General features: G+C 60.1%; 25 protein-coding genes and 4 tRNA genes. 8 read left to right on the forward strand and 21 right to left on the reverse strand.

Annotated features, from left to right (window positions below; translation table 11 throughout):
- Positions 1–2 precede the first annotated feature (2 nt).
- Genes FBY10_RS11655 through FBY10_RS11665 form a run of 3 tightly spaced genes read right to left on the reverse strand, consistent with a single transcriptional unit; the run spans position 3 to position 3,547 of the window.
- Positions 3–980, reverse strand: coding sequence for an ABC transporter permease (locus FBY10_RS11655; RefSeq protein ID WP_131700537.1), 978 nt, complete (start codon positions 978–980; stop codon positions 3–5).
- Positions 977–2,530, reverse strand: a complete 1,554-nt coding sequence (locus FBY10_RS11660; RefSeq protein WP_131700536.1) for a sugar ABC transporter ATP-binding protein — start codon at positions 2,528–2,530, stop codon at positions 977–979. Before FBY10_RS11660 ends, FBY10_RS11655 begins: the two co-directional genes overlap by 4 nt.
- 57 nt (positions 2,531–2,587) lie before the next feature.
- The gene (locus FBY10_RS11665; protein ID WP_131700535.1) at positions 2,588–3,547 is read right to left on the reverse strand and encodes a sugar ABC transporter substrate-binding protein; all 960 of its coding nucleotides are present in this window, start codon (positions 3,545–3,547) and stop codon (positions 2,588–2,590) included.
- A 553-nt stretch (positions 3,548–4,100) separates the two neighbouring features.
- On the opposite strand from FBY10_RS11665, the gene FBY10_RS11670 reads away from it, so the two are divergent.
- From FBY10_RS11670 to FBY10_RS11680, 3 genes are all read left to right on the forward strand, one after another.
- On the forward strand, positions 4,101–5,189 hold the full coding sequence (locus FBY10_RS11670; RefSeq protein ID WP_131700534.1) for an asparaginase: 1,089 nt from the start codon (positions 4,101–4,103) through the stop codon (positions 5,187–5,189).
- 191 nt (positions 5,190–5,380) lie between these two features.
- A complete protein-coding gene (locus FBY10_RS11675) occupies positions 5,381–5,632 on the forward strand; it encodes a DUF1654 domain-containing protein (RefSeq protein WP_178116737.1) in 252 nt (83 codons plus the stop codon).
- Positions 5,633–5,636: 4 nt separating this feature from the next.
- Positions 5,637–6,326: an endonuclease gene (locus FBY10_RS11680; protein WP_145336279.1), complete on the forward strand. Its 690-nt coding sequence runs from the start codon at positions 5,637–5,639 to the stop codon at positions 6,324–6,326.
- Between the two features lie 30 nt (positions 6,327–6,356).
- Here FBY10_RS11680 and FBY10_RS11685 read toward each other — a convergent pair whose 3' ends face one another.
- Positions 6,357–6,722 carry an SPOR domain-containing protein gene (locus tag FBY10_RS11685; protein ID WP_167656391.1) on the reverse strand — a complete coding sequence of 122 codons (366 nt, stop codon included), beginning with the start codon at positions 6,720–6,722 and terminating at the stop codon, positions 6,357–6,359.
- A 263-nt stretch (positions 6,723–6,985) separates the two neighbouring features.
- On the opposite strand from FBY10_RS11685, the gene csrA reads away from it, so the two are divergent.
- The 3 genes from csrA (at position 6,986) to FBY10_RS11700 (ending at position 8,034) form a co-directional block, all read left to right on the forward strand.
- Entirely contained in the window at positions 6,986–7,180 is a 195-nt protein-coding gene (gene csrA, locus FBY10_RS11690; RefSeq protein WP_003192511.1) for a carbon storage regulator CsrA, read from the forward strand.
- A gap of 212 nt (positions 7,181–7,392) precedes the next feature.
- Positions 7,393–7,638 carry a hypothetical protein gene (locus FBY10_RS11695; RefSeq protein ID WP_145336281.1) on the forward strand — a complete coding sequence of 82 codons (246 nt, stop codon included), beginning with the start codon at positions 7,393–7,395 and terminating at the stop codon, positions 7,636–7,638.
- Positions 7,639–7,737: 99 nt separating this feature from the next.
- Positions 7,738–8,034, forward strand: coding sequence for a hypothetical protein (locus FBY10_RS11700; RefSeq protein ID WP_145336283.1), 297 nt, complete (start codon positions 7,738–7,740; stop codon positions 8,032–8,034).
- Between the two features lie 19 nt (positions 8,035–8,053).
- Here FBY10_RS11700 and FBY10_RS11705 read toward each other — a convergent pair whose 3' ends face one another.
- The 5 genes from FBY10_RS11705 to FBY10_RS11725 all read right to left on the reverse strand — a co-directional run bounded on the left by FBY10_RS11705 (position 8,054) and on the right by FBY10_RS11725 (position 11,651).
- Positions 8,054–8,731: an HAD-IA family hydrolase gene (locus FBY10_RS11705; RefSeq protein ID WP_145336285.1), complete on the reverse strand. Its 678-nt coding sequence runs from the start codon at positions 8,729–8,731 to the stop codon at positions 8,054–8,056.
- Positions 8,732–8,864: 133 nt separating this feature from the next.
- Positions 8,865–9,311: an anti-virulence regulator CigR family protein gene (locus FBY10_RS11710; protein ID WP_145336287.1), complete on the reverse strand. Its 447-nt coding sequence runs from the start codon at positions 9,309–9,311 to the stop codon at positions 8,865–8,867.
- 63 nt (positions 9,312–9,374) lie between these two features.
- Complete coding sequence (pcp, locus tag FBY10_RS11715) at positions 9,375–9,980, reverse strand: pyroglutamyl-peptidase I (RefSeq protein WP_145336289.1); 606 nt, start codon at positions 9,978–9,980, stop codon at positions 9,375–9,377.
- A gap of 7 nt (positions 9,981–9,987) precedes the next feature.
- Complete coding sequence (locus tag FBY10_RS11720; protein WP_065927250.1) at positions 9,988–10,938, reverse strand: DUF979 domain-containing protein; 951 nt, start codon at positions 10,936–10,938, stop codon at positions 9,988–9,990.
- Positions 10,935–11,651: a DUF969 domain-containing protein gene (locus FBY10_RS11725; RefSeq protein WP_145336293.1), complete on the reverse strand. Its 717-nt coding sequence runs from the start codon at positions 11,649–11,651 to the stop codon at positions 10,935–10,937. The genes FBY10_RS11720 and FBY10_RS11725 overlap by 4 nt, the downstream gene beginning before the upstream one ends.
- Before the next feature lie 348 nt (positions 11,652–11,999).
- Between FBY10_RS11725 and FBY10_RS11730 the strand changes: the two genes are divergently transcribed.
- Entirely contained in the window at positions 12,000–13,430 is a 1,431-nt protein-coding gene (locus tag FBY10_RS11730; RefSeq protein WP_145336295.1) for a DHA2 family efflux MFS transporter permease subunit, read from the forward strand.
- Positions 13,431–13,460: 30 nt separating this feature from the next.
- Here FBY10_RS11730 and FBY10_RS11735 read toward each other — a convergent pair whose 3' ends face one another.
- Both FBY10_RS11735 and FBY10_RS11740 read right to left on the reverse strand, forming a co-directional pair.
- Positions 13,461–13,895 (reverse strand): hypothetical protein, encoded by a 435-nt coding sequence (locus FBY10_RS11735; RefSeq protein WP_131700523.1) that lies wholly within the window; start codon positions 13,893–13,895, stop codon positions 13,461–13,463.
- A gap of 163 nt (positions 13,896–14,058) precedes the next feature.
- A tRNA-Val gene (locus FBY10_RS11740) sits at positions 14,059–14,135 on the reverse strand.
- Positions 14,136–14,319: 184 nt separating this feature from the next.
- On the opposite strand from FBY10_RS11740, the gene FBY10_RS11745 reads away from it, so the two are divergent.
- Positions 14,320–15,603: an FAD-binding oxidoreductase gene (locus FBY10_RS11745; protein WP_145336297.1), complete on the forward strand. Its 1,284-nt coding sequence runs from the start codon at positions 14,320–14,322 to the stop codon at positions 15,601–15,603.
- 157 nt (positions 15,604–15,760) lie between these two features.
- On the opposite strand, the gene FBY10_RS11750 is transcribed toward FBY10_RS11745, so the two are convergent.
- From FBY10_RS11750 to accD, 10 genes are all read right to left on the reverse strand, one after another.
- A tRNA-Asp gene (locus tag FBY10_RS11750) sits at positions 15,761–15,837 on the reverse strand.
- A 105-nt stretch (positions 15,838–15,942) separates the two neighbouring features.
- Positions 15,943–16,019 (reverse strand) — tRNA-Asp (locus FBY10_RS11755).
- 55 nt (positions 16,020–16,074) lie between these two features.
- Positions 16,075–16,150 (reverse strand) — tRNA-Val (locus tag FBY10_RS11760).
- Positions 16,151–16,257: 107 nt separating this feature from the next.
- Positions 16,258–17,022 carry an SDR family oxidoreductase gene (locus FBY10_RS11765; protein ID WP_131700521.1) on the reverse strand — a complete coding sequence of 255 codons (765 nt, stop codon included), beginning with the start codon at positions 17,020–17,022 and terminating at the stop codon, positions 16,258–16,260.
- An 11-nt stretch (positions 17,023–17,033) separates the two neighbouring features.
- Complete coding sequence (locus FBY10_RS11770) at positions 17,034–18,245, reverse strand: O-succinylhomoserine sulfhydrylase (protein WP_131700520.1); 1,212 nt, start codon at positions 18,243–18,245, stop codon at positions 17,034–17,036.
- A gap of 65 nt (positions 18,246–18,310) precedes the next feature.
- Positions 18,311–19,816, reverse strand: coding sequence for an amidophosphoribosyltransferase (gene purF, locus FBY10_RS11775; protein ID WP_027604079.1), 1,506 nt, complete (start codon positions 19,814–19,816; stop codon positions 18,311–18,313).
- Positions 19,817–19,857: 41 nt separating this feature from the next.
- Positions 19,858–20,415: a CvpA family protein gene (locus FBY10_RS11780; protein ID WP_003192538.1), complete on the reverse strand. Its 558-nt coding sequence runs from the start codon at positions 20,413–20,415 to the stop codon at positions 19,858–19,860.
- A gap of 161 nt (positions 20,416–20,576) precedes the next feature.
- On the reverse strand, positions 20,577–21,230 hold the full coding sequence (locus FBY10_RS11785; protein WP_145336299.1) for an SPOR domain-containing protein: 654 nt from the start codon (positions 21,228–21,230) through the stop codon (positions 20,577–20,579).
- On the reverse strand, positions 21,214–22,521 hold the full coding sequence (folC, locus tag FBY10_RS11790; RefSeq protein ID WP_145336301.1) for a bifunctional tetrahydrofolate synthase/dihydrofolate synthase: 1,308 nt from the start codon (positions 22,519–22,521) through the stop codon (positions 21,214–21,216). The genes FBY10_RS11785 and folC overlap by 17 nt, the downstream gene beginning before the upstream one ends.
- Positions 22,518–23,438: an acetyl-CoA carboxylase, carboxyltransferase subunit beta gene (gene accD, locus FBY10_RS11795; protein WP_027604076.1), complete on the reverse strand. Its 921-nt coding sequence runs from the start codon at positions 23,436–23,438 to the stop codon at positions 22,518–22,520. Before accD ends, folC begins: the two co-directional genes overlap by 4 nt.
- Between the last annotated feature and the right edge of the window lie 200 nt (positions 23,439–23,638).

A 23,638-nucleotide genomic window follows, 5' to 3' on the forward strand; every position in this document is an offset into this window, starting at 1 on the left:
GTTCAGCCTCGCCGACTGGCGCGGCGGCTGCGGTAAGTATCCAGGACCACAGCGATCACGATCACGGCACCGGTGATGATGCGCTTGGTGGGCTCCGTGGCACCGATCTGCGCCAGGCCGGCGGCCAATACCGAAATAATCAGCACGCCGAAGAAGGTGCTGATCACCGAGCCACGTCCGCCCATGAGGCTGGTGCCGCCGATCACCACTGCGGCGATCACTTGCAGTTCCAGGCCCGAACCGGCATTCGGGTCTGCCGCTTCCAGGCGCGAAATCTGGAACAACGCCGCCACACCGGCCAGCAGGCCCATGAGACTGAACACCAGAATCTTGTACGGCTTGGGATTGATCCCGGCCAGGCGTACAGCTTCTTCGTTGGTGCCGATACCGATCAGGTAACGACCGAATACGGTGCGGGTCAATACCAGTTGGGCGGCAATGATCACCAGCAAAGCGATGATAAACGACGGCGAAATGCCGAAGGCGATCGGGTTGGAGAGCCAGGCAAACGAATCGCCGATGTAAGCCGTACGCGAACCGGTCATCTGGTACGCCACGCCACGGGCCATTTCCAACACACCGAGGGACACGATAAACGATGGTATGCGCCAGGCCACCGTGATCGAACCGGTGATAGTGCCGGCCAACGCGGCGCAACCCATGCCGAGCAAGGCAGCCGGTAAGACACTCCAGCCCCAACCGAGAATCGCCACGCTGACGGCCGATGCCGCCAACGCCAGCACCGAGCCCACCGACAGGTCGATACCGCCGATGATCAGGATGAAGGTCATGCCCACAGCCAGCACCATCAGGTCAGGAATCTGGTTAGCCAGAGTGCTGAACGTGTCATAGGACAGGAAGTGATCACTGAGCACCGAAAACAGCGCGATCATCGCCAGCAATGCACCGGCCAGCCCCAGGTAGGTGCCCAGGCCGTAGAAGTTGCCGCCGGTTTTACCGGGGGAAGTTGTTAGTTTCATGGGGTATCCCTAAGCACTGCGTCGTTGAGCAGCGCATCACGTTTCTGATAGCCGGCAAAGGCGGCAGCGAGCAATTCGTCCTGGGTCCAGCTGTCGCGCTCGAAGGTCTCGATCAAGCGCCCGGCGGACAGCACGCCGATGCGGTCACAGATCAGCATGAGCTCACGCAGGTCACTGGATACCACCACCAGCGCCTTGCCCTGGCGAGTCAATTCACCCAGTAAGGCATAAATGTCGAACTTGGCACCGACGTCGATGCCGCGAGTAGGCTCGTCGAACAGCATCACCGAGCAGTCGCGCTCCAGCCAGCGGCCGATCACCACTTTCTGTTGGTTACCACCGGACAGTTCGGACACCAATTGCGCCGGGCTGGAGCTGCGGATCCGCATGGCGTCGATCTGGCGCTTGGCCAATGCCGTCTCATCTCGCGTATTCACCACCCCGGCGCCGGAAATTTCCGGCATGTTGCCCAGCGCGATATTCGCACTGATCGACTGGGTCAGCAGCAGCCCTTCGCCCTTGCGATCCTCGGTAATCAGAGCAATGCCATGACTGACTGCATCCACTGGCGAGCGGATACTCACCACCTGGGCCGGCGAACCCAGGGCCACAGTGCCGCTGTCGGCCAGGTCGGCACCGAAGATAAGGCGTAGTAACTCTGTACGACCGGCGCCGATCAGGCCGGAGATGCCATAGATCTCACCGGCACGCACTTCAAACGATACATCGCGGACCTTGTCCGAGCGCGTCAGGCCCTTTACGGTCAGGGCCGGGCCGCCGATGCTGCGCGGCCCCAGGTCGATGTGTTCACCCAGCTCCCGGCCGACCATCAAGGTGACCAGTTGTTCGCTGTTGTAATTGGCCATCGGCTCGACACAGACCAGCTTGCCGTCGCGCAATACCGCAATGCGCTGGGCAACACGGGCCAACTCTTCGAGCCGATGCGAAATATAAATGATCGCCACGCCCCGAGCCTGCAGGCGGGTGATTTGCTCAAACAGCATCTCGACTTCGCGGGCCGTGAGCATCGCGGTGGGCTCATCGAGGATCAGCACATGGCAGTCACCGATCAGGTTGCGGGCGATCTCGACCATCTGCTGATGGCCGATGCCGAGGCTGCCGACCAGGGTGTCCGGATCGATGGCGTCGAGACCGACCTGGGCCATGGCCTCGATCGCGGCTTTGCGCAATTGCTTGCGGCTGATCCAGCCACAATGGCTCGGCAGGTTATCCAGGAACAGGTTTTCGGCCACGGTCAGCGTCGGAAGCAGATTGAGTTCCTGCATGACCATGCGCACGCCCAACGATTCAGCCTGGGTGCGGCTGGCCGGACGGTAATCCTGCCCCTTGAATTGCATGTGCCCAGTAGTCGGCGTGACCAGCCCGCCGACAATCTTCGACAAGGTACTTTTGCCCGCGCCGTTTTCACCGGTCAACGCCAGCACTTCACCACGGTTAAGCGTGAGGGTGATGTCGGACAGAACCGGTTGGGCATAGGTCTTACCGATACCGCTGACCGAGAGGACAGCGTTCGGGGCGGAAGATGACATAGGAAAATCTCCAGGCGTCCGCCCAGGGCGGACGGACGCTGTTGGGTGCTGCCAGGATTACTTCTTGAGGACGAGTTCGACCGGGGTTTCGATCATGCCGTCCTTGGCATCGACTTTCTCACCCTTGACCAGCTTGAGGGCGTTCTGGATACCGAACACCGCTTGCTGCGCCGCCGCCTGGTCGGCGGTCGCCAGCACACGACCGTCCTGCAGCATCGGCTTGATGGCGTCGATGTTGTCATAACCCACCACCAGGACCTTACCGGCCTTGCCTGCTGCACGTACGGCGGAGACGGCGCCCAGGGCCATGTTGTCGTTACCGGCCAGCAACGCCTTGAGGTCCGGGTGTTCGCTCAGCATGGCCGAGGCCACTTTCTGGCCCTGGTCAATTTCCCAGTTGCCGGATTGGGTGGAAACGATCTTCATACCGGCAGCGTCCATCGCATCCTTGAAGCCCGCGGTGCGCTGCTGGGCGTTGGTGGTGGTCGGTACACCTTCGATGATGCCGACCTTGTCGCCGGCAGCCAGTTGCTTGGCCAGGTAGTCGCCCACCAGTTTGGCGCCTTTGCGGTTGTCGGGACCGACAAAGGGAATATCGAGGTTTTTGCTTTTCAGCACGCCCGGATCCAGGCGGTTATCGATGTTGACGATCTTGATCCCGGCTTTAGAGGCATCCTCCAGCACTTTTACCAGTGCCTTGGAATCAGCGGGCGCGATAACGATGGCATTGACCTTGGCCAGGATCATCTGCTTGACGATACCGATTTGCGCGCTGGTATCGGTTTCGTCCTTGATGCCGTTGGTGATCATGTCGAAATCGGCGGCATGGTCTTTCTGGTACGCCTTGGCACCGTCCTGCATGGTCACGAAAAATTCGTTGGCGAGGGATTTCATCACCAGGCCGACCTTGGGTTTGGCGGCAGCGTCATCAGCGAATGCAGAGGAGAAAGGTAAGGCGGCGGATGCGGCAGCAAGCACAGCGACAGCAAGAAGACGTCCAGCGAATGGCAGCTTCATGGGTTCACTCCGATCTTATGATTATTGTGGGCAACTCTTGCACCGAAGTGTGCTTCGGGCGCCCTCCCACCCGGGGGGCTGATACGAGCTGACAGGAGACTCAGTGAGAGCCCCATGAAACATCTCGCAAACGTTTGCGTTAACCAAACTATGAGAACCTTGTCGAGATTTGTCAACGCTAGAATATGGCCTTTCATGCAAGGCCTCTAGCCCCGGCTCTCGCGTCCTCCGAGAGCCGTTCTTAAACATCTGCCGCGTTCGGTCGTTCTCTGAAACGACAGGTTTTGGCGCAAGACACAGGATTCTTTCGTCATAACTTTCGGACAACCGAACGCCACACCCCAGGTTGTTCGGAAAGCCGGACATCCAGTGACCGAAAAACCATCACAAAACAGATAAAAATCTATATATATCAACAGTTTAATTTATATACGCAAACATATTCAGCATGGTACAGATCCTGCTCCTACACAGCGCCTGACGGCATTCAGCACTGCCCAGGTGTTCTAGATGAACCTGCTACAGCACTCATCAAAAACCAGAGAGAAAAATAATGAAATCTGCATTGAAGAACTTTGTTCCGGGGGCGTTGGCCCTTCTGCTGCTGTTCCCCGTTGCCGCCCAGGCAAAGGACGTTGAATCCAAGACCAAATTGTCCAACGTGGTCATCCTCGCCACCGGCGGTACCATTGCCGGCGCGGGCGCCAGCGCCGCCAACAGTGCGACGTACCAGGCCGCCAAAGTCGGTATCGAGCAATTGATTGCCGGTGTTCCTGAGCTTAGCCAGATCGCCAATGTGCGTGGCGAGCAAGTGATGCAAATTGCGTCCGAAAGCATCAACAACGAAAACTTGCTGCAACTGGGTCGCCGCGTCGCCGAACTGGCCGACAGCAAGGACGTGGACGGCATCGTGATCACCCACGGTACCGACACCCTGGAAGAGACCGCCTACTTCCTGAACCTGGTGGAAAAAACCGACAAGCCTATCGTGGTGGTCGGCTCCATGCGCCCAGGCACCGCCATGTCGGCTGACGGCATGCTCAACCTGTACAACGCGGTAGCCGTGGCCGGCAGCAAGGACGCACGCGGCAAAGGCGTACTGGTGACTATGAATGACGAGATCCAATCGGGTCGCGACGTCAGCAAAATGATCAATATCAAGACCGAAGCCTTCAAGAGCCCATGGGGGCCGCTGGGGATGGTCGTTGAAGGCAAGTCCTACTGGTTCCGCCTGCCGGCCAAGCGTCACACCATGGACTCGGAATTCGACATCAAGAACATCAAGAGCTTGCCCGATGTTGAAATCGCCTACGGCTACGGCAACGTGAGCGACACCGCCTACAAGGCACTGGCCCAGGCTGGCGCCAAAGCCATCATCCACGCCGGCACCGGCAATGGTTCGGTGTCGTCCAAAGTGGTCCCTGCGCTGGTGGAGTTGCGCAAGCAAGGTGTGCAGATCATCCGTTCTTCCCACGTGAATGCCGGGGGCATGGTGCTGCGTAATGCCGAACAGCCGGACGACAAGTACGACTGGGTCGCCGCTCTTGACCTGAACCCGCAGAAAGCCCGGATTCTGGCGATGGTCGCACTGACCAAGACCCAGGACAGCAAAGAACTGCAGCGGATGTTCTGGGAATATTGATTCCTGATGACATCTCTGTAGAGGCGGGTTTACCCGCCTCTACTTCATGTGTAAATCCCGCAACCAACACCTCCCCGCCCTACACCAAATCACCTAAACCGCCGTAAGACGAACTTATTAAATTTTAAGCAGTTGCGAAATTGCCTACAGTTAAATACTGTATGCACGTACAGCTTACTAAGGAACACTCCGTGGCAAAGCCCTCCTCAGCAGCATTAACCCCACCTGATGCCTACGAACGCCTGGCCATTCGTGTGCAAAAGATCATCAACTCCACCAGCGCCCAAAAAGCCAAGGCAGCCTTGATCTTCCGCTTGCCGGACGAGCCAGAAGACGAGTGGCAGCGCTTGCTGGAGGAAATCGCGGAGAACGACAACGTTACCCTCGCCTATCGGGATGACGGCGGCGTGCAGATTTTCTGGGTTGTGCCGAAGGAAGATTGATTCAATGAGTGCCCGTTTTATTGCTCTGTGCTGCCTGCTTTTTGCTGTCACTGCCCATGCACAGGCACCCCGAACCTTCAGCGAAGCCAAAAAAATCGCCTGGAAGCTCTACTCGCCACAATCCACCGAGTTCTATTGCGGCTGCAAATACACCGGCAACCGCGTTGACTTGAAAGCCTGCGGCTACATCCCACGCAAAAACGCCAACCGTGCCGCGCGCATCGAGTGGGAGCACATTGTTCCGGCCTGGCAGATCGGACATCAGCGCCAGTGCTGGCAGAACGGTGGACGCAAGAACTGCACGCGCAATGACGACGTGTTCAAGCGCGCCGAAGCGGATTTGCACAACCTGGTGCCGAGCATCGGCGAGGTCAATGGAGATCGAAGTAACTTCAGTTTTGGCTGGCTGCCGGTGCAAAGCGGGCAGTACGGTTCATGCCTGACCCAGGTGAATTTCAAGGCGAAGAAGGTCATGCCGCGCCCGTCCATTCGCGGGATGATCGCACGCACTTATTTCTACATGAGCAAGCAGTACGGCTTGCGCCTGTCGAAACAGGATCGCCAGCTGTACGAAGCTTGGAACAAGACCTATCCGGTACAAGCCTGGGAGCGCCAGCGTAACCAGACGGTGGCGTGCGTGATGGGCCGCGGCAATGAGTTTGTCGGCCCGGTTAACCTGAAAGCCTGCGGTTGAACATGGGCGGCCCTGCCGCCCAACCAGCTGTTACTGCGCGGCCTTGTGCTCGATGATCTCGGACACCGTGTCGGTTTTCTTGGCCCGTGCCATCTTCTCGTTGAGCAGTGTCTGCTTGGCTTCGGCCTCGGCCCTGGTTGCAAATGGCCCCAGCAGCACTTCGTCCTTGCCGTCGACCTTCACGATATAAAAACTGAACCCGTGTTCGAGCAACCAGGCGGTCAGGTCCGTGATTGCCTGCAACTTATGGTCTGGCGGGCCAACGCGCAGGTCCCATTCCTGGGCGGCAATCGCGCCGGTTTGTGGCTGGCTTTCGGTCACGGCAGGCTTGGCATTGGGAGCATCGACGCTTTTGCCTTCACCGCAACCGGCCAAGGCCAACACCGCAATTGCCATCGTTACTTTACGCACTGCCCTGCTCCTTCAACGGATAAAGAAGCGACTTTATCATTCACTGTCTATTCTGGCCGTCATAAACGTTGGCTTAAACAATGCGAATGATGTATCCCAGACCTGTATGATGCCGCCATGGGAATTAATGTCGCCTCTATGCGTCCTAAAAGAGGCAGTCACAGGGACGCGCTTAGCAGTAAGCTACACACATACGACACCTGCCCTGTCTGAAACATGTGTCCTTAAAAGTAATCAAGGAGAAGTCCATGCTTATACTCACCCGCAAAGTCGGTGAAAGCATAAACATCGGTGATGACATTACGATCACCATCCTGGGCGTCAGCGGCCAGCAAGTACGAATCGGCATCAACGCCCCCAAGGATGTTGCCGTGCATCGCGAGGAGATTTACCAGCGCATCCAGGCCGGCCTGACCGCTCCGGACAAAAACCAGACGCCTTGAAGCGCCCTCAGTAGCCAGCCCTTTCGTTCACTGTAACGGCTGGCGAAAACCTCCTCGGACTGCTTTTGTCTTTGTTGCGCGAACCGTTTTTTGCCGCATGCTCATCCATGAATCAAGATGAAACTATCTTCACGCCTGGAACTTATTACACCCTCTGCAACCGAATCCCCTGACTGATATCTCGCCATCAGTGTGCAATTGGGAGCACGTCGATGCTGCCAGGCAATACCCAGCCATTTTTCTCCAGATCCTGGATGATCGCCCTGCTGACAGGGCTGGTCTTTGTCGGTTTGGAATATGGCCTGAAGCTTGAAATAGAAGGCACCCAGGCCCCTCGTTCGCGGCTGGACCTGGTATTGCTGCTGTTTGGCTACCTGTTCATGTTCTGTCTCAAGCCTATCCAGATGGCCGTGCAGCGCAAGTTGTGCCAGCGAATCGTGCGCAAAACCGCACACTGACGTCCCCGTAATTCACTATCAGATTGCTGGTATTTACAGCCTCGCAGCAGGACCTATTCTTGGGTGTGTTTGCACAGTCAGTAAAAGGTGCCGGTACAGATGGACACGCTCACTAAAACCCAAATCGAATCTGAATTGGCAGCCCGCCTGCCCAGCTACACGGTCACCTGTACGCTGCACGCCGACGGTACCCTCTCGGCCGTGCTCAGTGGTCCGGAAACCGATCACTTCGCAATCACCGGAATCGTGCGCGCGCATTATCGCGGTGCCGAAGCGATTGCCCGGCTCGCCAACGAGATTCTCAGGGAGATGGTGCTGTCACGCCAAGGCATGCGCAGTGATCGAATGCAGGCGCCGCCTGATCCAGCCACCCGCGAAGCAGGCCGAGGCCGTTAGCCGTCTCGGCCTTGCTGCGTCAGCCCCTCGCGCGCGCCAAGTACAACAAGCCATCGGCGCTGCGTTGCACCTGCAGCTGTTCATACCCATCGATCGAAGGATGCTCCGTCGCCATGGGCTTGAGGTGCGTCGAGGTCACGACCATCACATCCGCTCCAGCCGCCTCCCCCGCACGAATACCCACCGTCGCATCCTCAAACACCAGGCAGTCCTGCACCGACACCCCCAGGCGCTGCGCACCGAGCGCATAACAGGCAGGGTCAGGCTTACCGATAGCCACGTCTTCAGCCGTGACCAGCACCGCTGGCGGTGCAATGCCCGCCGCTTGCAGTCGACGCAACGCCAGCTCCCTGGGTGCAGAGGTGACCAGCGCCCACTGATCACGGGGCAAGCGGTTCAGAAACTCGACAGCACCGGCAATCGCAACGACGCCTTCCACGTCATTGATTTCAGCCTCGGTAATCCACTGTGCTTCAACCTCTGGGTCGACGCCGGGCAAAGCCTGGCGCGTGATGGTGTCGATTGCCCGGGCGCCATGGATGGTGGTCAGAAACGTCGCCACCTCCAACCCATGGCGTTCAGCCCAGATACTCCATACCCGCTCGGCGGCGGCAATCGAATTGAGCAAAGTCCCATCCATATCGAACAGAAAGGCGCGGTAAGGGCGGGCAAATACGGCTGAACCTCGGATGGACACTGCGGGGTTTCCTAGTGAGCTGAAACGAATAATCGGCGCAATGCAATCTACGGATCACCTGGCGGCTTGTAAACGCCACCGACGCCGGCAAGAACACGGCGGCGTCGAGAACCATGCTGGTGACAACGTCAGCTCAATCGAGGGCGCCATTGAGGACTTCGTAGATGATGCCCGTCGCGATGGCCACCAGTATCAAGTCGGTGCCCGCCTGCTGCCACTCGTACCCATCGTAATGGGGCAAACGGCCCAACAAACGCCCGTCCAGTTTCTTGGCAATGCCCGGCGGCAGCGGCTTGCCGCGTGCCAGGTTCTTCTGGATACCAGGCGGCAAGGCAGGCCCTGGGCTCCAGTAGTCGCGATAACCGCCCAACACATTCAGCACGCTGCCACGGTCGACGCTGGGGCCATGACTGCCTGCTGCACCTTTGCCCTTGGGCTTGTCATGCCCCTGCCCGCCGTGACCATTGCCTTTATCGTTGCCTTGCCCCTTGCCATTGCCTGGATCAGCCAAAGCTGTACCGCCAGCGGCAAACAACACAAGCGTAAGCGCAACAGATACGAATTTCGAGCACTTGATCATGACGATTATCCAACACAGGAATGTAGCTGAACTGTAGTCGAGCTTACCGCATCACGTAAGAAGTCAACTCACCTGACCGCCGACCTCCACCACGTCCACCGGGGTATTCCATGCCGTCGACACCGCGATGCGCAGCCCATCGACCAGGCCCGCTCCAAGCTGGCTCGGCACGTGGATAAAACCACTGCGTACACCCGAGCCCGCGAGTTCGTGTTGCAAGCGGTAGAACACCTGGTTGCACACAAAGGTGCCCGCCGTCTGCGATACCGAAACCGCAATCCCCGCCTCGCGCACCGCCCTGGCCATGGCCTTGATCGGCAGCGTCGAGAAGTAGGCCGCAGGGCCGCCGACCACGACCGCCGTGTCGATGGGCTGCTCCCCCCGATTATCGGGGATGCGCGCATCGTTGACGTTGATCGCCACCCGCTCGATGGATATTTCGCTGCGCCCGGGGGCCAACCCAGTGGCAATGACCATTGCCGGGCGCAGCTCACTGATCAGTTGGAGCAGGCACTCACCCGCCGTGGCAAACGCACAGGGCAATCGGCGCGCAACAATCCGCACATCATCGTCGAGTTGCACGCCATCCAACTGGCGCACCGCTTCCCAAGAAGGATTCACCAGGTCTTGATCAAAGGGCTCGAACCCCGTCAGCAATACAGTTCGCATCTTGGCCTCACATCAACACATAAAGCAGGACAATATTGACCACCAGCATCATCAACGCGGTCGGCAGTTGCGCCTTGATCACCGCGTTCTTGTCCGGCAACTCCAGCAACGCCGCCGGCACGATATTGAAGTTGGCCGCCATCGGCGTCATCAGCGTACCGCAGTAGCCAGAGAACATACCGATGGCGGCCATCACCGCCGGGTTACCGCCATAGATACCCACCAGCACCGGCACGCCGACGCCCCCGGTCATCACCGGGAATGCCGCGAAGCCATTGCCCATGATCACCGTAAACAGCGCCATGCCCAACACGTACACCATGACCGCCACCAACTTGAAATCCAGGTTGATGTAGGTGGTGGTGACATGGGCGACAGCCGTGCCGACACCTGCTTCATTGAAGAGCAGGCCAAGCATCGCCAGCATCTGCGGCAGCACCATGGCCCAGCCCAAGGCCTCGGTGAGTCGTCGGGATTCGCGCAAGGCTTGCACCGGGGTATCACGGGTCAGCCAGCAGGCCAGCCCGAGGGCGATCAGGCAGCCGATACCGAGGGAGACGAAGGTGGTGTTTTTCGGATCCAGCAGCGGTACCCCGCCAATCTCGGTGTGCTTGAGCAAGACCGAACCAATCACCGTGGTCAGGGGGATCGCCAGCGCCGGGATAAACAGTTTATGCCCGAGGCGACCGGCACTGGCGCGCGAAGCCTTGTCATGCAACTCAGCATGGGTGCCACGGCCGACGCCGCCCAGACCGGCAATCAGTGCCATCACCACCACCCCCGCACCGACAACCACCGAGGGCAGGCGCTCCCCCACCAGGAACGGGATGGCGAACAGCAGCCAGAACAGTGCGCTGGACCAGCGCTTGGGATGGGTCCGATCCAACAGAATCATGCCGGCGGTGATCAGCAGCAGGACCCCGGCGAGCCAGTACAGGTATTGGATGGAGATGATCATTGCGCGGCCTCCACCGGGGTCAAGGCGGTCGTCATCTCGCGGGTAAGTCTTCGGTCAAACCGATGAAGTCGGATCGCGTGAATGATAAAGGCGCAGATCGCCGTAGGAATGCCCCACACCGCAATGTGCAGCGGCTCTACGTCGATCCCCGAACCCAGCAGGAAGGTATGCATCAACGCAATCGCACCAAAGGCGACGAAGATATCCTCACCAAAAAACAGGCCGACGTTATCGGTGGCAGCGCACATGGCCAACACCTTGTGACGCAGTTTGTCAGGCAGTTTGCCGTAGCGCTTTTCCGCCGCGCCTTCGGCCATCGGTGCCAGCAGCGGGCGCACCATCTGCGGGTGCCCGCCGAGGCTGGTCAAGCCCATGGCTGCGGTGGATTCGCGCACAAACAGATAGATGATCAGCAGGCGTCCGACCGTGGCGCGCTCAAACCGCGCAATCCAGTTCTGCGCGTGCACGCGCAAGCCGTGGCGCTCCAGCAAACCGATGACTGCGAGAGGCAACAACAGGATCAATTGCAGGGCGCGAGTCTGTAGGAAACCATCACCCATAGTGGCGAGGATTTTCTCCAGGGGGAAGTGGGCAGCGAGCCCGGTGGCGATAGCCGCGGCGGTGACCACCAACAGCGGATTGAAACGCAAAACAAAGCCAACCACGATCACAAGTACGCCGATCAACGGCCATAAGTTCACAACAGTTTGCATGGCGGAGAGGTCCTTAAGTGCGCGCTGCGGCGCCATTACAGCAGGATGTGAACAAAGGGTTCACAGCAGGAAGTGGCGTGCAGTCGGCTCGGTTTTTTATTGTTGACCCGTCAGGGCGAGCGTCAGTGGCGGCAACTGTGCTGCCTGGGAGCGGGAGGTGTCCAACAAGAAAAATTGTTGCTGCAAACCAATAAATTTTGTGGGCAATCGAGGGGCGCACGAGTAACAAGATGTGGACAGACCACGAAGGATTCGCTCATCTTAACGCCGCCCGTTTATCGGGCGCGGCGCATCTGGCAGTTGATCGGCCTTCTTCGTCAAACCGTTCACTGAAAAAGGGCAGCACCGGTGAGCTCACCCACTCCAGATTCCGCCGCGCAAAACCGCCTCAGTCTACAAACCCGCCTGATTGCCCTGGTGGTCGCCGTGACCTTCTTCATGGAGAACCTCGACGCCACGGTCATCGCCACCGCGCTACCGACCATGGCGACCGCCTTCGGGGTGACGCCGGTCGACATGAACATCGGCATCACCGCCTATATCCTCGCCGTGGCGATCTTCATACCGCTGTCCAGCTGGGCCGCCGACCGCTTTGGTGCGCGCCGGGTATTCGCTGGCGCAATCATCCTGTTCACCCTCGCCTCGTTGCTCTGCGGGCTGAGCCACAGTATTGAGATGTTCGTGTTCGCCCGAGTCCTGCAAGGCATCGGCGGCGCATTGATGGTGCCCGTGGGGCGCTTAGCGGTGTTGCGCAATACGGATAAGAAAGACTTGGTGAAAATGATCGCGATCATTACCTGGCCCGGCCTCGTCGCGCCGATTCTGGGGCCGCTGGTCGGCGGCTTGATCGTGACTCATGCATCATGGCCATGGATCTTCTACGTGAATCTGCCGCTGGGTGCGTTGGCACTGGCCGCCGCACTGTGGCTGGTACCGGAAGGCCGCGAAGCCAGGGTTCGCCAGTTCGATGCCAAGGGCTTTTTGCTGCTGGCAGGCGCCTGTGTGGCCCTGCTGGGCGGGCTGGAATGGCTGGGTAACCCGAACGGTGCGCGGCTTATTCCAGGCGCTGTGCTGGTCGCGGCAGGCATCGCGCTGGCAGTGTGGGCTCGGCACCATTGCCGCCATTCCAGCGCCCCCTTATTGCCGCTCGAGATCCTGTCCATCGATACATTTCGTGTGAGCATCTACGGCGGTTCGCTGTTTCGCCTGGCCATCAGCGCCCTGCCGTTCCTGCTGCCGCTGCTGTTTCAAGTCGCCTTTGGCTTGCCCCCGGTGGACGCAGGCTTGCTGGTGCTGGCGGTATTCGCTGGCAATCTGGCGATGAAACCGTTCACCACGGCCATCATGCGCCGCCATGGGTTTCGCCAGGTCTTGCTGGTGAACGGGGTGATCGGCGTGGTGTCGATAGCCGCTTGCACGCTTTTCACGGCGCAGACCCCATTTGTACTGATCGCGGCCGTGTTGTTTGTGGGAGGTCTGTCACGCTCGATGCAGTTCACCTGCTACAACTCGATCGGCTTCGCGGATGTGCCCAAGCCGCGCATGAGTGAGGCGTCGGCGCTGTTCAGCATGTCATTCCAGCTGGCCATGGGGATGGGCGTAACGGTGGCGGCGCTGCTGCTACGGGCATCCATGAGTGTGCAAGGGCATGAGATGCACGCGCAGGTCGGGGATTTTCGCGTGGCGTTCGTCGGAGTGGCGCTGCTGGGAGTGTGGGCGCTGGTGGATGTATATCGCTTGCCGGTGGGAGCGGGAGAAAGTGTGTTGAATCGACAGTGAAGGCTGAGGTTCAACACACTTTTGCAACTATCAGGCGGTGGTACTGACCATCGAACCCGACGTGCTGTTGCCCTCATCAATGACCGCCTGCAACAGCGCGGAAGTCACTGTCTGCAACGCCGCCGCAGTGCCAGCGATCTGCATCTGCGCCGCCGCCACTGCCGCCGCTTTGGCTTCTGCACTCTGATTGCTGGACTGAGCTTTCTGCAAGGCTTGCTGCTGCGCTTGAAGCTGCTTTTGCAACTGCTCGATCTGCTTCTTCAACTCTTTGACGGTATCGGACTCCTTCGAGAGCGAGGAGGCTTGACCACCACCACCTACCCCTGCCGCACCATTGGAATCAGCGTGCATGTTGACGGTCATGCCGCCTGCGCTGCTTGTGCTTTCCTTGGTTTCGGTAGCCGTCGAGCTGACAGTGCTTGGAGTGCTTGCTACGGAGGCGGTAGTGCTGATGTTGATAAGCATGCCAGATGTCCGAGAGTAAGAGGTTTGCGAGCACTATCGGCCTGGGTGTCGATTACTTTAGGTGGGGGTGGGAAGATTTTCGAGTAGTAATAAATCGCACGAACAAAAAAGGGCTCACCTTTCGGTGAGCCCTTCTAGACCGCCCAGCAGAGCGGATTTTGTTTGGTAGGCGCGATTGGACTCGAACCAACGACCCCCACCATGTCAAGGTGGTGCTCTAACCAACTGAGCTACGTGCCTGCTGTGAGGCGGCATTCTACGGAATTCCGAAGGGGTGTCAACATCTTTTTTGCAGCTAAGCCTATGAATATGCGAATTATTTATTTGCAGCCGGGGCACCGCGCTTTTTTGGGTGGCTGGCAGGCAATTTTCAACTCAGGTAGGATCGGGGCACTCGTAAAAAATATAAAACAGAGGTTCCAGGATGGCGAACACCCCCTACCCCCAGTCGTATTACGCCGCTTCAGCAAATGCCGTTCCGCCGCGCCCAAGGCTGCAAGGCGACGTCGAAACCGATGTGTGCGTGATTGGCGCCGGCTATACCGGCCTGTCCAGCGCGCTGTTTCTGCTGGAGAACGGTTTTCGCGTCACGGTACTGGAAGCCGCAAAGGTGGGTTTTGGCGCGTCGGGCCGCAATGGCGGGCAGATCGTCAATAGCTACAGCCGTGACATTGATGTGATCGAGCGCAGTGTCGGCCCCCAGCAGGCGCAGTTGCTGGGGCAGATGGCGTTCGAAGGCGGCAGGATCATTCGCGAGCGGGTCGCCAAATACCAGATCCAGTGCGACCTGAAGGACGGCGGCGTGTTCGCGGCACTCAACAGCAAGCACATGGGCCATCTGGAGTCGCAAAAACGCTTGTGGGAGCGCTACGGCCATACACAGTTGGAGTTGCTGGACGAGCGTCGCATTCGCGAGGTAGTGGCCTGTGACAACTATGTCGGCGGCCTGCTGGACATGAGTGGCGGCCACATCCACCCACTCAACCTGGCACTGGGTGAAGCCGCAGCCGTGGAGTCACTGGGCGGTACGATCTACGAACAATCGGCGGCGGTGCGCATCGAGCGGGGTGCCAACCCGGTGGTCCACACGGCCGAAGGCAAGGTCAGGGCCAAGTTCATCATCGTCGCGGGTAATGCCTACCTGGGCAACCTGGTGCCGGAGTTGGCGGCCAAGTCGATGCCCTGTGGCACTCAGGTGATCACGACGGCGCCACTCGGGGATGAACTGGCCAAGACCCTCCTGCCGCAGGACTACTGCGTAGAGGACTGCAACTACCTGCTCGACTACTATCGCCTCACCCGTGACAAGCGCCTGATCTTCGGCGGTGGCGTGGTGTATGGCGCGCGCGACCCGGCGAACATCGAAGCAATCATCCGCCCGAAGATGCTCAAGGCCTTCCCGCAACTCAAGGATGTAAAGATCGACTACGCCTGGACCGGCAACTTCCTGCTGACCCTGTCGCGCTTGCCGCAGGTCGGCCGCCTGGGCGACAACATCTACTACTCACAGGGCTGCAGCGGCCATGGCGTGACGTACACCCACCTGGCGGGCAAGGTACTGGCGGAAGCGCTGAGAGGCCAGGCAGAGCGCTTTGATGCGTTTGCCGACCTGCCGCACTACCCATTTCCGGGCGGGCAACTGTTGCGCACACCGTTTGCGGCACTGGGGGCCTGGTATTACGGGCTGCGAGATAAGCTGGGCTTCTGACAAATCAATGGGAGCCGGTTCGCCGGCTCCCGCAAAAAATTGCCGAATCGCAGACACAAAAAACCCCGGTCTTTCGACCAGGGTCTTTGCTATCGGATCAAAGTAGCCAGTGGCTTTCTTTGTGCTTCAAGGCGTTCAGTGGGCCTTGAAGCAGATATGGCGCAGCGGACGGGACTCGAACCCGCGACCCCCGGCGTGACAGGCCGGTATTCTAACCGACTGAACTACCGCTGCGTATCGCTTGACCGGCCGAGCAAACCGCCTCAACCGTCTTTGAACATCTGATCGACCAGCCTTGGCTGTTCAACCTCAAGCCCGATAAATCGAACCTGGAAAATATGGCGCAGCGGACGGGACTCGAACCCGCGACCCCCGGCGTGACAGGCCGGTATTCTAACCGACTGAACTACCGCTGCGCGTCGGTGCAACCTTTAACGTTGCGTCTCACCCGAAGGTAAAACTCTCAAGAAGTGGTGGGTGATGACGGGATCGAACCGCCGACCCTCTGCTTGTAAGGCAGATGCTCTCCCAGCTGAGCTAATCACCCTTTGCTTCGTTGAGGCCGCGAAATTTACGCAGGTAGCGGACCTAAGTCAATAGCCTGCTTGAAGTTTTTCTGAAAAAGACAAAATTGCTTCAAGACGGCTACCTGCCCTACTCGCTGTAAATCATCTTCTTGCTCATGCCACCGTCCACCACAAACTCTTGCCCCGTGACAAACCCGGCCTGGCGCGACAGCAGCCACGCCACCATCGCCGCCACGTCCTCCACCGTACCCACCCTGCCCGCCGGGTGCTGGGCATGATCGGCATCGGTCAAAGGCTCGGCACGCCGCGCGGCAGGATCACGGGCATCGATCCAGCCAGGGCTGACCGCATTCACCCGCACTTCCGGCCCGAGACTCATCGCCAAGGCGTGAGTAAGGGCCAATAAGCCACCCTTGCTCGCCGCATAGGCCTCGGTATCCGGCTCCGACTGGCGGGCCCGGGTCGACGCCAGGTTGACGATGGCGCCGCCGTGGGCACGCAGGTATGGCGCACAATGCTTGGCCAGCAACATCGGCCCACTGAGGTTAACGGCCAGCACGCGGTTCCAGTAAGCCAGGTCAAGGCTTTCCAGGGTGATATTGTGCGGGTGGGCCACCGCAGCGTTACAGACCAATGCGTCCAGGCGCCCGAATTGCCCCAGGACTTCGGCGACCCCTTGGGCCACCTGCTTCTCGTCAGCCACGTCCATGGTGATAAACCAGGCGTTGTCGCCCAGCACCTTGGACACCTTGGAACCGCGCTCGCGGTCCAGGTCGGTCAAGACCACCTGCCAGCCTTCGCTGATCAACCACGCGGCAATCCCGAGGCCAATGCCACGCGCCGCGCCCGTCACCAGGGCGACGCGCCCATTACTGGCCGTTGCGGCCTCCATGGACCACTCGATCACAAGGCAGCCAGCCCGCGGGCCAGGTCAGCCTGCAGATCAGCGACGTCTTCCAGGCCTACCGCAACGCGGATCAGGCTGTCCCGGATACCGGCCGCTTCACGCTCCTGCGGCGCCAGGCGTCCGTGGGACGTGGTGCTCGGATGGGTAATGGTGGTCTTGCTGTCACCCAGGTTGGCCGTGATGGAGATCAGGCGCGTCGCATCGATAAAGCGCCAGGCGCCCTCTTTGCCGCCCTTCACTTCGAAGCTCACCACGGCGCCAAATCCACGCTGCTGGCGCTGGGCCAACGCGTGTTGCGGATGGCTCTTGAGGCCGGCGTAATGCACTTTCTCGATGCCGTCCTGCTTCTCCAGCCACTCGGCCAGGGCCTGAGCGTTGGCGCAATGGGCCTTCATACGCAGGCTGAGGGTTTCCAGGCCCTTGAGGAAGATCCAGGCGTTGAACGGGCTCAGGGTCGGGCCGGCGGTGCGCAGGAAGCCCACCACTTCCTTCATCTGCTCGCAGCGACCGGCAACCACGCCGCCCATGCAACGGCCCTGGCCATCGATAAACTTGGTGGCCGAATGCACCACAATGTCCGCGCCCAGCTTCAGGGGCTGCTGCAAGGCAGGCGTGCAGAAGCAGTTATCGACCACCAGCATTGCGCCCTTGGCGTGGGCCACTTCGGACAATGCGGCGATATCCACCAGCTCGGCCAGCGGATTGGACGGCGATTCGACGAACAGCAATTTGGTGTTGGACTTGATCGCCGCATCCCAACCGGACAGATCCGCCAGGGGCACGTAGTCCACTTCGATCCCGAAGCGCTTGAAGTATTTCTCGAACAGGCTGATGGTCGAACCGAACACACTGCGCGACACCAGCACGTGGTCGCCGGCACTGCACAGGCTCATTACCACCGCCAGGATAGCCGCCATGCCGGTGGCCGTCGCCACCGCCTGCTCCGCACCCTCCAGCGCCGCAATACGCTCTTCGAACGCACGCACGGTCGGGTTGGTGTAACGCGAATAAACGTTACCCGGCACTTCACCAGCAAAGCGCGCAGCGGCGTCAGCAGCAGTGCGGAATACGTAGCTGGAAGTGAAGAACATCGGGTCACCGTGTTCACCTTCCGGGGTGCGGTGCTGGCCGGCGCGCACAGCCAGGGTATCGAAAGCTACGCCATCGAGGTCGCTGTCCAAGCGACCGGCATCCCATTCCTGACTCATGCTGCGACTCCTTACTCAATTCTTTATTTAAGATACAAAACCGGCCCCTCAGGGCCGGTGTCTACTCAGTTGTTGTACAGATCGATGATCGCGCTGACCGCCTGGGTCTTGATCTTCGACGAGTCGTTACGCGCCTGCTCGATCTTGTTCAGGTAGGCCTCGTCGACATCGCCGGTCACATACTTGCCGTCGAACACGGCGCAGTCGAACTGCTCGATCTTGATCTTGCCACCGCCGACCGCTTCGATCAGGTCCGGCAGGTCCTGGTAGATCAGCCAATCCGCGCCGATCAGGTCGGCCACGTCCTGGGTCGTGCGGTTGTGGGCGATCAGTTCGTGGGCGCTCGGCATGTCGATACCGTACACGTTCGGGTAACGCACGGCAGGCGCTGCGGAACAGAAGTACACGTTCTTCGCACCGGCTTCGCGGGCCATCTGGATAATTTGCTTGCAGGTGGTGCCGCGTACGATGGAGTCGTCCACCAGCATCACGTTCTTGCCGCGGAACTCCAGCTCGATGGCGTTGAGTTTCTGGCGCACCGACTTCTTGCGCGCAGCCTGGCCCGGCATGATGAAGGTGCGACCGATGTAACGGTTCTTCACGAAGCCTTCGCGGAACTTGACGCCCAAGTGGTTGGCCAACTCCAGCGCAGCGGTACGGCTGGTGTCCGGGATCGGGATCACCACGTCGATATCGTGCTCGGGACGCTCGCGCAGGATCTTGTCGGCCAGCTTCTCACCCATGCGCAGGCGCGCCTTGTATACCGAAACGCCGTCGATGATCGAATCCGGACGCGCCAGGTAGACGTGTTCGAAGATGCACGGGGTGAGTTTCGGCGCGACGGCGCACTGCCGGGTGTGCAGCTTGCCGTCTTCGGTGATGTACACCGCTTCGCCCGGCGCGAGGTCGCGAATCAGGGTGAAGCCCAGCACGTCCAGGGATACGCTTTCGGACGCGATCATGTACTCGACGCCTTCGTCGGTGTGACGCTGGCCGAACACGATTGGGCGAATACCGTGCGGGTCACGGAAGCCGACGATGCCGTAGCCGGTGATCATCGCAACGACGGCATAACCGCCGACACAACGGTTGTGCACGTCGATCACGGCGGCGAACACGTCTTCTTCGGTCGGCTGCAGCTTGCCGCGCTGGGCCAGCTCGTGGGCGAACACGTTGAGCAGCACTTCCGAGTCGGAGCTGGTGTTGACGTGGCGCAGGTCAGATTCGTAAATCTCCTTGGCCAGTTGCTCAACGTTGGTCAGGTTACCGTTATGCGCCAAGGTAATGCCGTAAGGCGAGTTGACGTAGAACGGTTGAGCTTCGGCCGAGGTCGAGCTACCGGCAGTCGGGTAACGCACATGGCCAATGCCCATGTGCCCGACCAGGCGCTGCATGTGACGCTGATGGAACACGTCACGTACCAGGCCATTGTCCTTGCGCAGGAATAACCGGCCGTCGTGGCTGGTCACAATACCGGCAGCGTCCTGGCCGCGGTGCTGGAGGACGGTTAGCGCGTCATACAGCGCCTGATTGACGTTCGACTTACCGACGATACCGACGATGCCACACATGCGACGCAACCCCTACTTAATGAATCTTGACTGAACACAGCTTACTGCGGCGTTTTGGCCGGCAAGAGGTGTTCCTTGAACGGAAGATCAGCGGGTACGCTGATTCCGCTGGCCAGCCACTGACTGCTCCACCCCAATATGAGGTTCTTGGACCAATCTGCAACCAATAGAAATTTTGGCACGAGTACCGACTCCTGCCACCACGAATCCTGCTGTACCGGCCCCAGGCTCAACAGCCCGACCGCCACGACCACCAGCAACGCGCCACGCGCAGCGCCGAAGGCCATGCCGAGAAATCGATCGGTCCCGGAGAGGCCGGTGACACGTATCAACTCGCCAATAAGATAATTGACCATTGCCCCCACCAGCAGCGTGGCGATGAACATGATGGCGCAGCCCGCGATGACACGAGCCGAAGGTGTCTCGATGTATCCGGCCAGGTAGACCGACAATGAACCGCCGAACATCCAGGCTACGACTCCTGCGATGATCCAGGTCAGCAACGACAGTGCTTCTTTTACGAAGCCTCGGCTTAGACTGATCAAAGCAGAGATGGCGACGATTGCAACGATCGCCCAGTCAACCCAGGTAAATGGCACGTTTGAGCCTACGGACGGATAAGGCGGCGCATTTTAGCAGAGCGTCGGGCTGTCGGTAAGCTGTGATTGCGGCTGCTTTGCAAATCAATAGTTTGTGGCGGGCCGGCCCGATTTCAACCCCGCCACATTTGATTGCATTCCAGGCTGGAATCGATGCGGGCTCAGCCGCGCTCAGGCTGGAAACGGGTCACGAAGCCTTTCAGGTTCTGCTGACGGTCCAGCAAATCCCGCAGCCGGTCGGCCTCTGCGCGCTCGATCAGCGGCCCGATAAACACCCGGTTCTTGCCGTCGGCGCTACGGATGTAGGCGTTGTAACCCTGGGCACGCAGCTTTTTCTGCAAGGCGTCAGCGCCTTCGCGATTGCCCAGGCTGGCCACCTGGATCGACCAACTGATCGGCAAACCATTCGGATCGATACGGCTCTGACCCACATCCGGCTTGCCCGGCGCGGCAGGCTGCGGCGCTACAGGCTTGGGCGCAGGCGTCGCAGGCTTGGCGGCGACCGCCGGAGCAGGTGTCGGCTTGACCACCGGGACGCTTGGCTGAACCGGCATCGACGGCGCCTGTTGCGCGGCCACCTCATCATCAGTCGGCACCGGCTCTTCTTCCGGCAATGCCTGCGGCTCCGGTACTACCACCGGTTCAACCTGCACTTGCGGTACCGCCGGGGGCTGGGGCGCAGCCGGGGCCTCGACGACCACCTGGCGCTGCTCGTCCTGACGGGAAAACAGCATCGGCAGGAAAATCACCGCCAATGCCACCAGCACCAGGGCTCCAACCATTCGCTGCTTGTATGCGCTATCCAGTAATGCCATGTGCAGCTTCCTCCGTGGAGCGCCGGGCCAACCACTCAAGCGCCTCGGCAACACAATAAAATGATCCGAACAACAGAATCTCGTCCTCGGCCGTCGCCACCGCGCACTGAGCCTCCAGGGCAGCAGTCACGCTTGCATACGACGCCACGGGCGCACCAAGGTTCTGTAACGCGATCTCAAGCTCATGGGCCGGACGACTACGGGGCGTGTCCAGCGGCGCGACCGCCCATGCCTGGACGCTGTCCAGCAACGGCGCAACCACGCCCTCCAAGTCCTTATCGGCGAGCAAACCGAATACAGCAAGGCGACGCCCCACCGGCGGCGTGCGCGCCAGGCGTTTTGCCAGGTACTGCGCTGCATGGGGATTATGCCCCACATCCAGCAGCAGGTTCAGGCGCTTACCGTGCCAGTCGAACCCGCGACGGTCCAGACGCCCCACCACGCGAGTCGCCAGCAACGTCGCAGCAATCTGCTCAGCATGCCAAGGCAGGTCCAGCAACAGATAGGCTTGCAGCGCGAGCGCGGCGTTTTCCATCGGCAGATTCAGCAAGGGCAGATCGCGCAGCTCTACAGCCAGCCCACGCGCATCCCGCCCGCGCCACTGCCAGTGCCGGTCACCGACATCAAGATTGAATTCGCGGCCACGCAGGAAGAATGGGCAATCCAGCTCACGCACCTTGTCCAGCAAGGGCTGCGGCGGATCCAGATCACCGCACAGCGCAGGCTTACCCTGGCGGAAAATCCCGGCCTTTTCATAAGCCACGGACTCGCGGGTATCCCCCAGGTAGTCGGCATGGTCCACGCCAATACTGGTGACCAGCGCCAGGTCGGCATCCACCACGTTGACGGTGTCCAGGCGTCCGCCCAGGCCCACTTCCAATACAACCACATCCAGTTGCGCACGCTCGAACAGCCAGAACGCCGCCAGGGTGCCCATTTCGAAGTAAGTCAGGGAAATCTCGCCTCGCCCGGCATCGAGTGCAGCGAAGGCTTCGCAGAGTTGCTCATCAGTGGCTTCGACGCCATTGAGTTGCACCCGCTCGTTGTAACGCAGCAGGTGCGGCGAGCTGTACACGCCAACTTTCAGCCCTTGGGCTTGCAGCAGCGCGGCAACAAAGGCGCAGGTAGAGCCTTTGCCATTGGTGCCGGTCACCGTGATCACTCGCGGTGCCGGCCGGCCCAACCCAAGGCGGGCCGCTACCTGTTGCGAGCGCTCCAGGCCCATGTCGATGGCGGACGGATGCAACTGCTCAAGGTAGGCGAGCCATTCGCCCAGGGTACGTTGGGTCATAGGTTCGCAGGCACCGGGGGTACAACGATCGGCTCGACTTTAGGCGCGACGTAAACAGGTGTCGGCAGGCCCATCATCTGCGCCAGCAGGCTACCCAGGCGTGGACGCAGTTCACCGCGCGGGATGATCAGGTCGATTGCGCCGTGCTCCAGCAGGAACTCGCTGCGCTGGAAGCCTTCCGGCAGTTTCTCGCGCACGGTCTGCTCGATCACGCGCGGGCCGGCAAAGCCGATCAGGGCTTTTGGCTCACCGACGATCACGTCGCCGAGCATCGCCAGGCTGGCGGAAACGCCGCCGTAGACTGGGTCGGTCAGCACGGAGATGAACGGAATGCCTTCTTCGCGCAGACGCGCCAGCACCGCGGAGGTCTTGGCCATTTGCATCAGGGAGATCAACGCTTCCTGCATCCGCGCACCACCGGAGGCGGCGAAGCAGATCATCGGGCAACGGTTTTCCAGGGCGTAGTTGGCGGCGCGCACGAAGCGTTCGCCGACGATGGCCCCCATGGAGCCACCCATGAAGGAGAACTCGAACGCCGACACCACCACCGGCATCCCCAGCAGCTTGCCACTGACGGAAATCAGCGCGTCCTTCTCACCGGTCTGCTTTTGCGCAGCGGTCAGGCGGTCCTTGTACTTCTTGCCGTCGCGGAACTTGAGACGGTCAACCGGCTCCAGGTCGGCGCCCAGCTCGTTACGGCCGTCGGCGTCGAGGAAGATGTCGATGCGGGCGCGGGCGCCGATACGCATGTGGTGGTTGCACTTGGGGCAAACATCCAGGGTCTTTTCCAGCTCGGGGCGGTACAGCACCGCGTCGCAGGATGGGCACTTGTGCCACAGACCTTCAGGAACCGAGCTTTTTTTCACCTCGGAACGCATGATCGAAGGGATCAGTTTGTCTACTAACCAGTTGCTCATGCTTTCTTTCTCCAGTACCGGTGGCTTGAACACAGCCCCGCGTATGCCCTTGAGCTAAATTCATATGTGGCGATGACACAGGCTGGACGGGGTCAGACGTTCGACCTGCCATTTCCAGCCTGCATCCTCAGCCTTCCAGACAGCCTGCCAGTGCAGGTTGCCACTTCATTTCCGGGCCTCCCTCAGGCGGCACCGGGCTG

Origin of the sequence: Pseudomonas sp. SJZ103 (assembly GCF_007828335.1) — a bacterium.
GTDB lineage: Bacteria > Pseudomonadota > Gammaproteobacteria > Pseudomonadales > Pseudomonadaceae > Aquipseudomonas.

Coding starts and splice junctions, on each gene's coding strand:
- FBY10_RS11670 (WP_131700534.1), top strand. CDS start 4,101: ATGAAATCTGCATTGAAGAACTTTGTTCCGGGGGCGTTGGCCCTTCTG.
- FBY10_RS11655 (WP_131700537.1), bottom strand. CDS start 980: ATGAAACTAACAACTTCCCCCGGTAAAACCGGCGGCAACTTCTACGGC.
- FBY10_RS11660 (WP_131700536.1), bottom strand. CDS start 2,530: ATGTCATCTTCCGCCCCGAACGCTGTCCTCTCGGTCAGCGGTATCGGT.
- FBY10_RS11695 (WP_145336281.1), top strand. CDS start 7,393: ATGCTGCCAGGCAATACCCAGCCATTTTTCTCCAGATCCTGGATGATC.
- FBY10_RS11785 (WP_145336299.1), bottom strand. CDS start 21,230: ATGGCATTACTGGATAGCGCATACAAGCAGCGAATGGTTGGAGCCCTG.
- FBY10_RS11665 (WP_131700535.1), bottom strand. CDS start 3,547: ATGAAGCTGCCATTCGCTGGACGTCTTCTTGCTGTCGCTGTGCTTGCT.
- FBY10_RS11680 (WP_145336279.1), top strand. CDS start 5,637: ATGAGTGCCCGTTTTATTGCTCTGTGCTGCCTGCTTTTTGCTGTCACT.
- FBY10_RS11745 (WP_145336297.1), top strand. CDS start 14,320: ATGGCGAACACCCCCTACCCCCAGTCGTATTACGCCGCTTCAGCAAAT.
- FBY10_RS11710 (WP_145336287.1), bottom strand. CDS start 9,311: ATGATCAAGTGCTCGAAATTCGTATCTGTTGCGCTTACGCTTGTGTTG.
- purF (WP_027604079.1), bottom strand. CDS start 19,816: ATGTGTGGCATCGTCGGTATCGTCGGTAAGTCGAACGTCAATCAGGCG.
- FBY10_RS11700 (WP_145336283.1), top strand. CDS start 7,738: ATGGACACGCTCACTAAAACCCAAATCGAATCTGAATTGGCAGCCCGC.
- FBY10_RS11725 (WP_145336293.1), bottom strand. CDS start 11,651: ATGCAAACTGTTGTGAACTTATGGCCGTTGATCGGCGTACTTGTGATC.
- FBY10_RS11685 (WP_167656391.1), bottom strand. CDS start 6,722: ATGGCAATTGCGGTGTTGGCCTTGGCCGGTTGCGGTGAAGGCAAAAGC.
- accD (WP_027604076.1), bottom strand. CDS start 23,438: ATGAGCAACTGGTTAGTAGACAAACTGATCCCTTCGATCATGCGTTCC.
- csrA (WP_003192511.1), top strand. CDS start 6,986: ATGCTTATACTCACCCGCAAAGTCGGTGAAAGCATAAACATCGGTGAT.
- folC (WP_145336301.1), bottom strand. CDS start 22,521: ATGACCCAACGTACCCTGGGCGAATGGCTCGCCTACCTTGAGCAGTTG.
- FBY10_RS11735 (WP_131700523.1), bottom strand. CDS start 13,895: ATGCTTATCAACATCAGCACTACCGCCTCCGTAGCAAGCACTCCAAGC.
- pcp (WP_145336289.1), bottom strand. CDS start 9,980: ATGCGAACTGTATTGCTGACGGGGTTCGAGCCCTTTGATCAAGACCTG.
- FBY10_RS11720 (WP_065927250.1), bottom strand. CDS start 10,938: ATGATCATCTCCATCCAATACCTGTACTGGCTCGCCGGGGTCCTGCTG.
- FBY10_RS11770 (WP_131700520.1), bottom strand. CDS start 18,245: ATGAGTCAGGAATGGGATGCCGGTCGCTTGGACAGCGACCTCGATGGC.
- FBY10_RS11765 (WP_131700521.1), bottom strand. CDS start 17,022: ATGGAGGCCGCAACGGCCAGTAATGGGCGCGTCGCCCTGGTGACGGGC.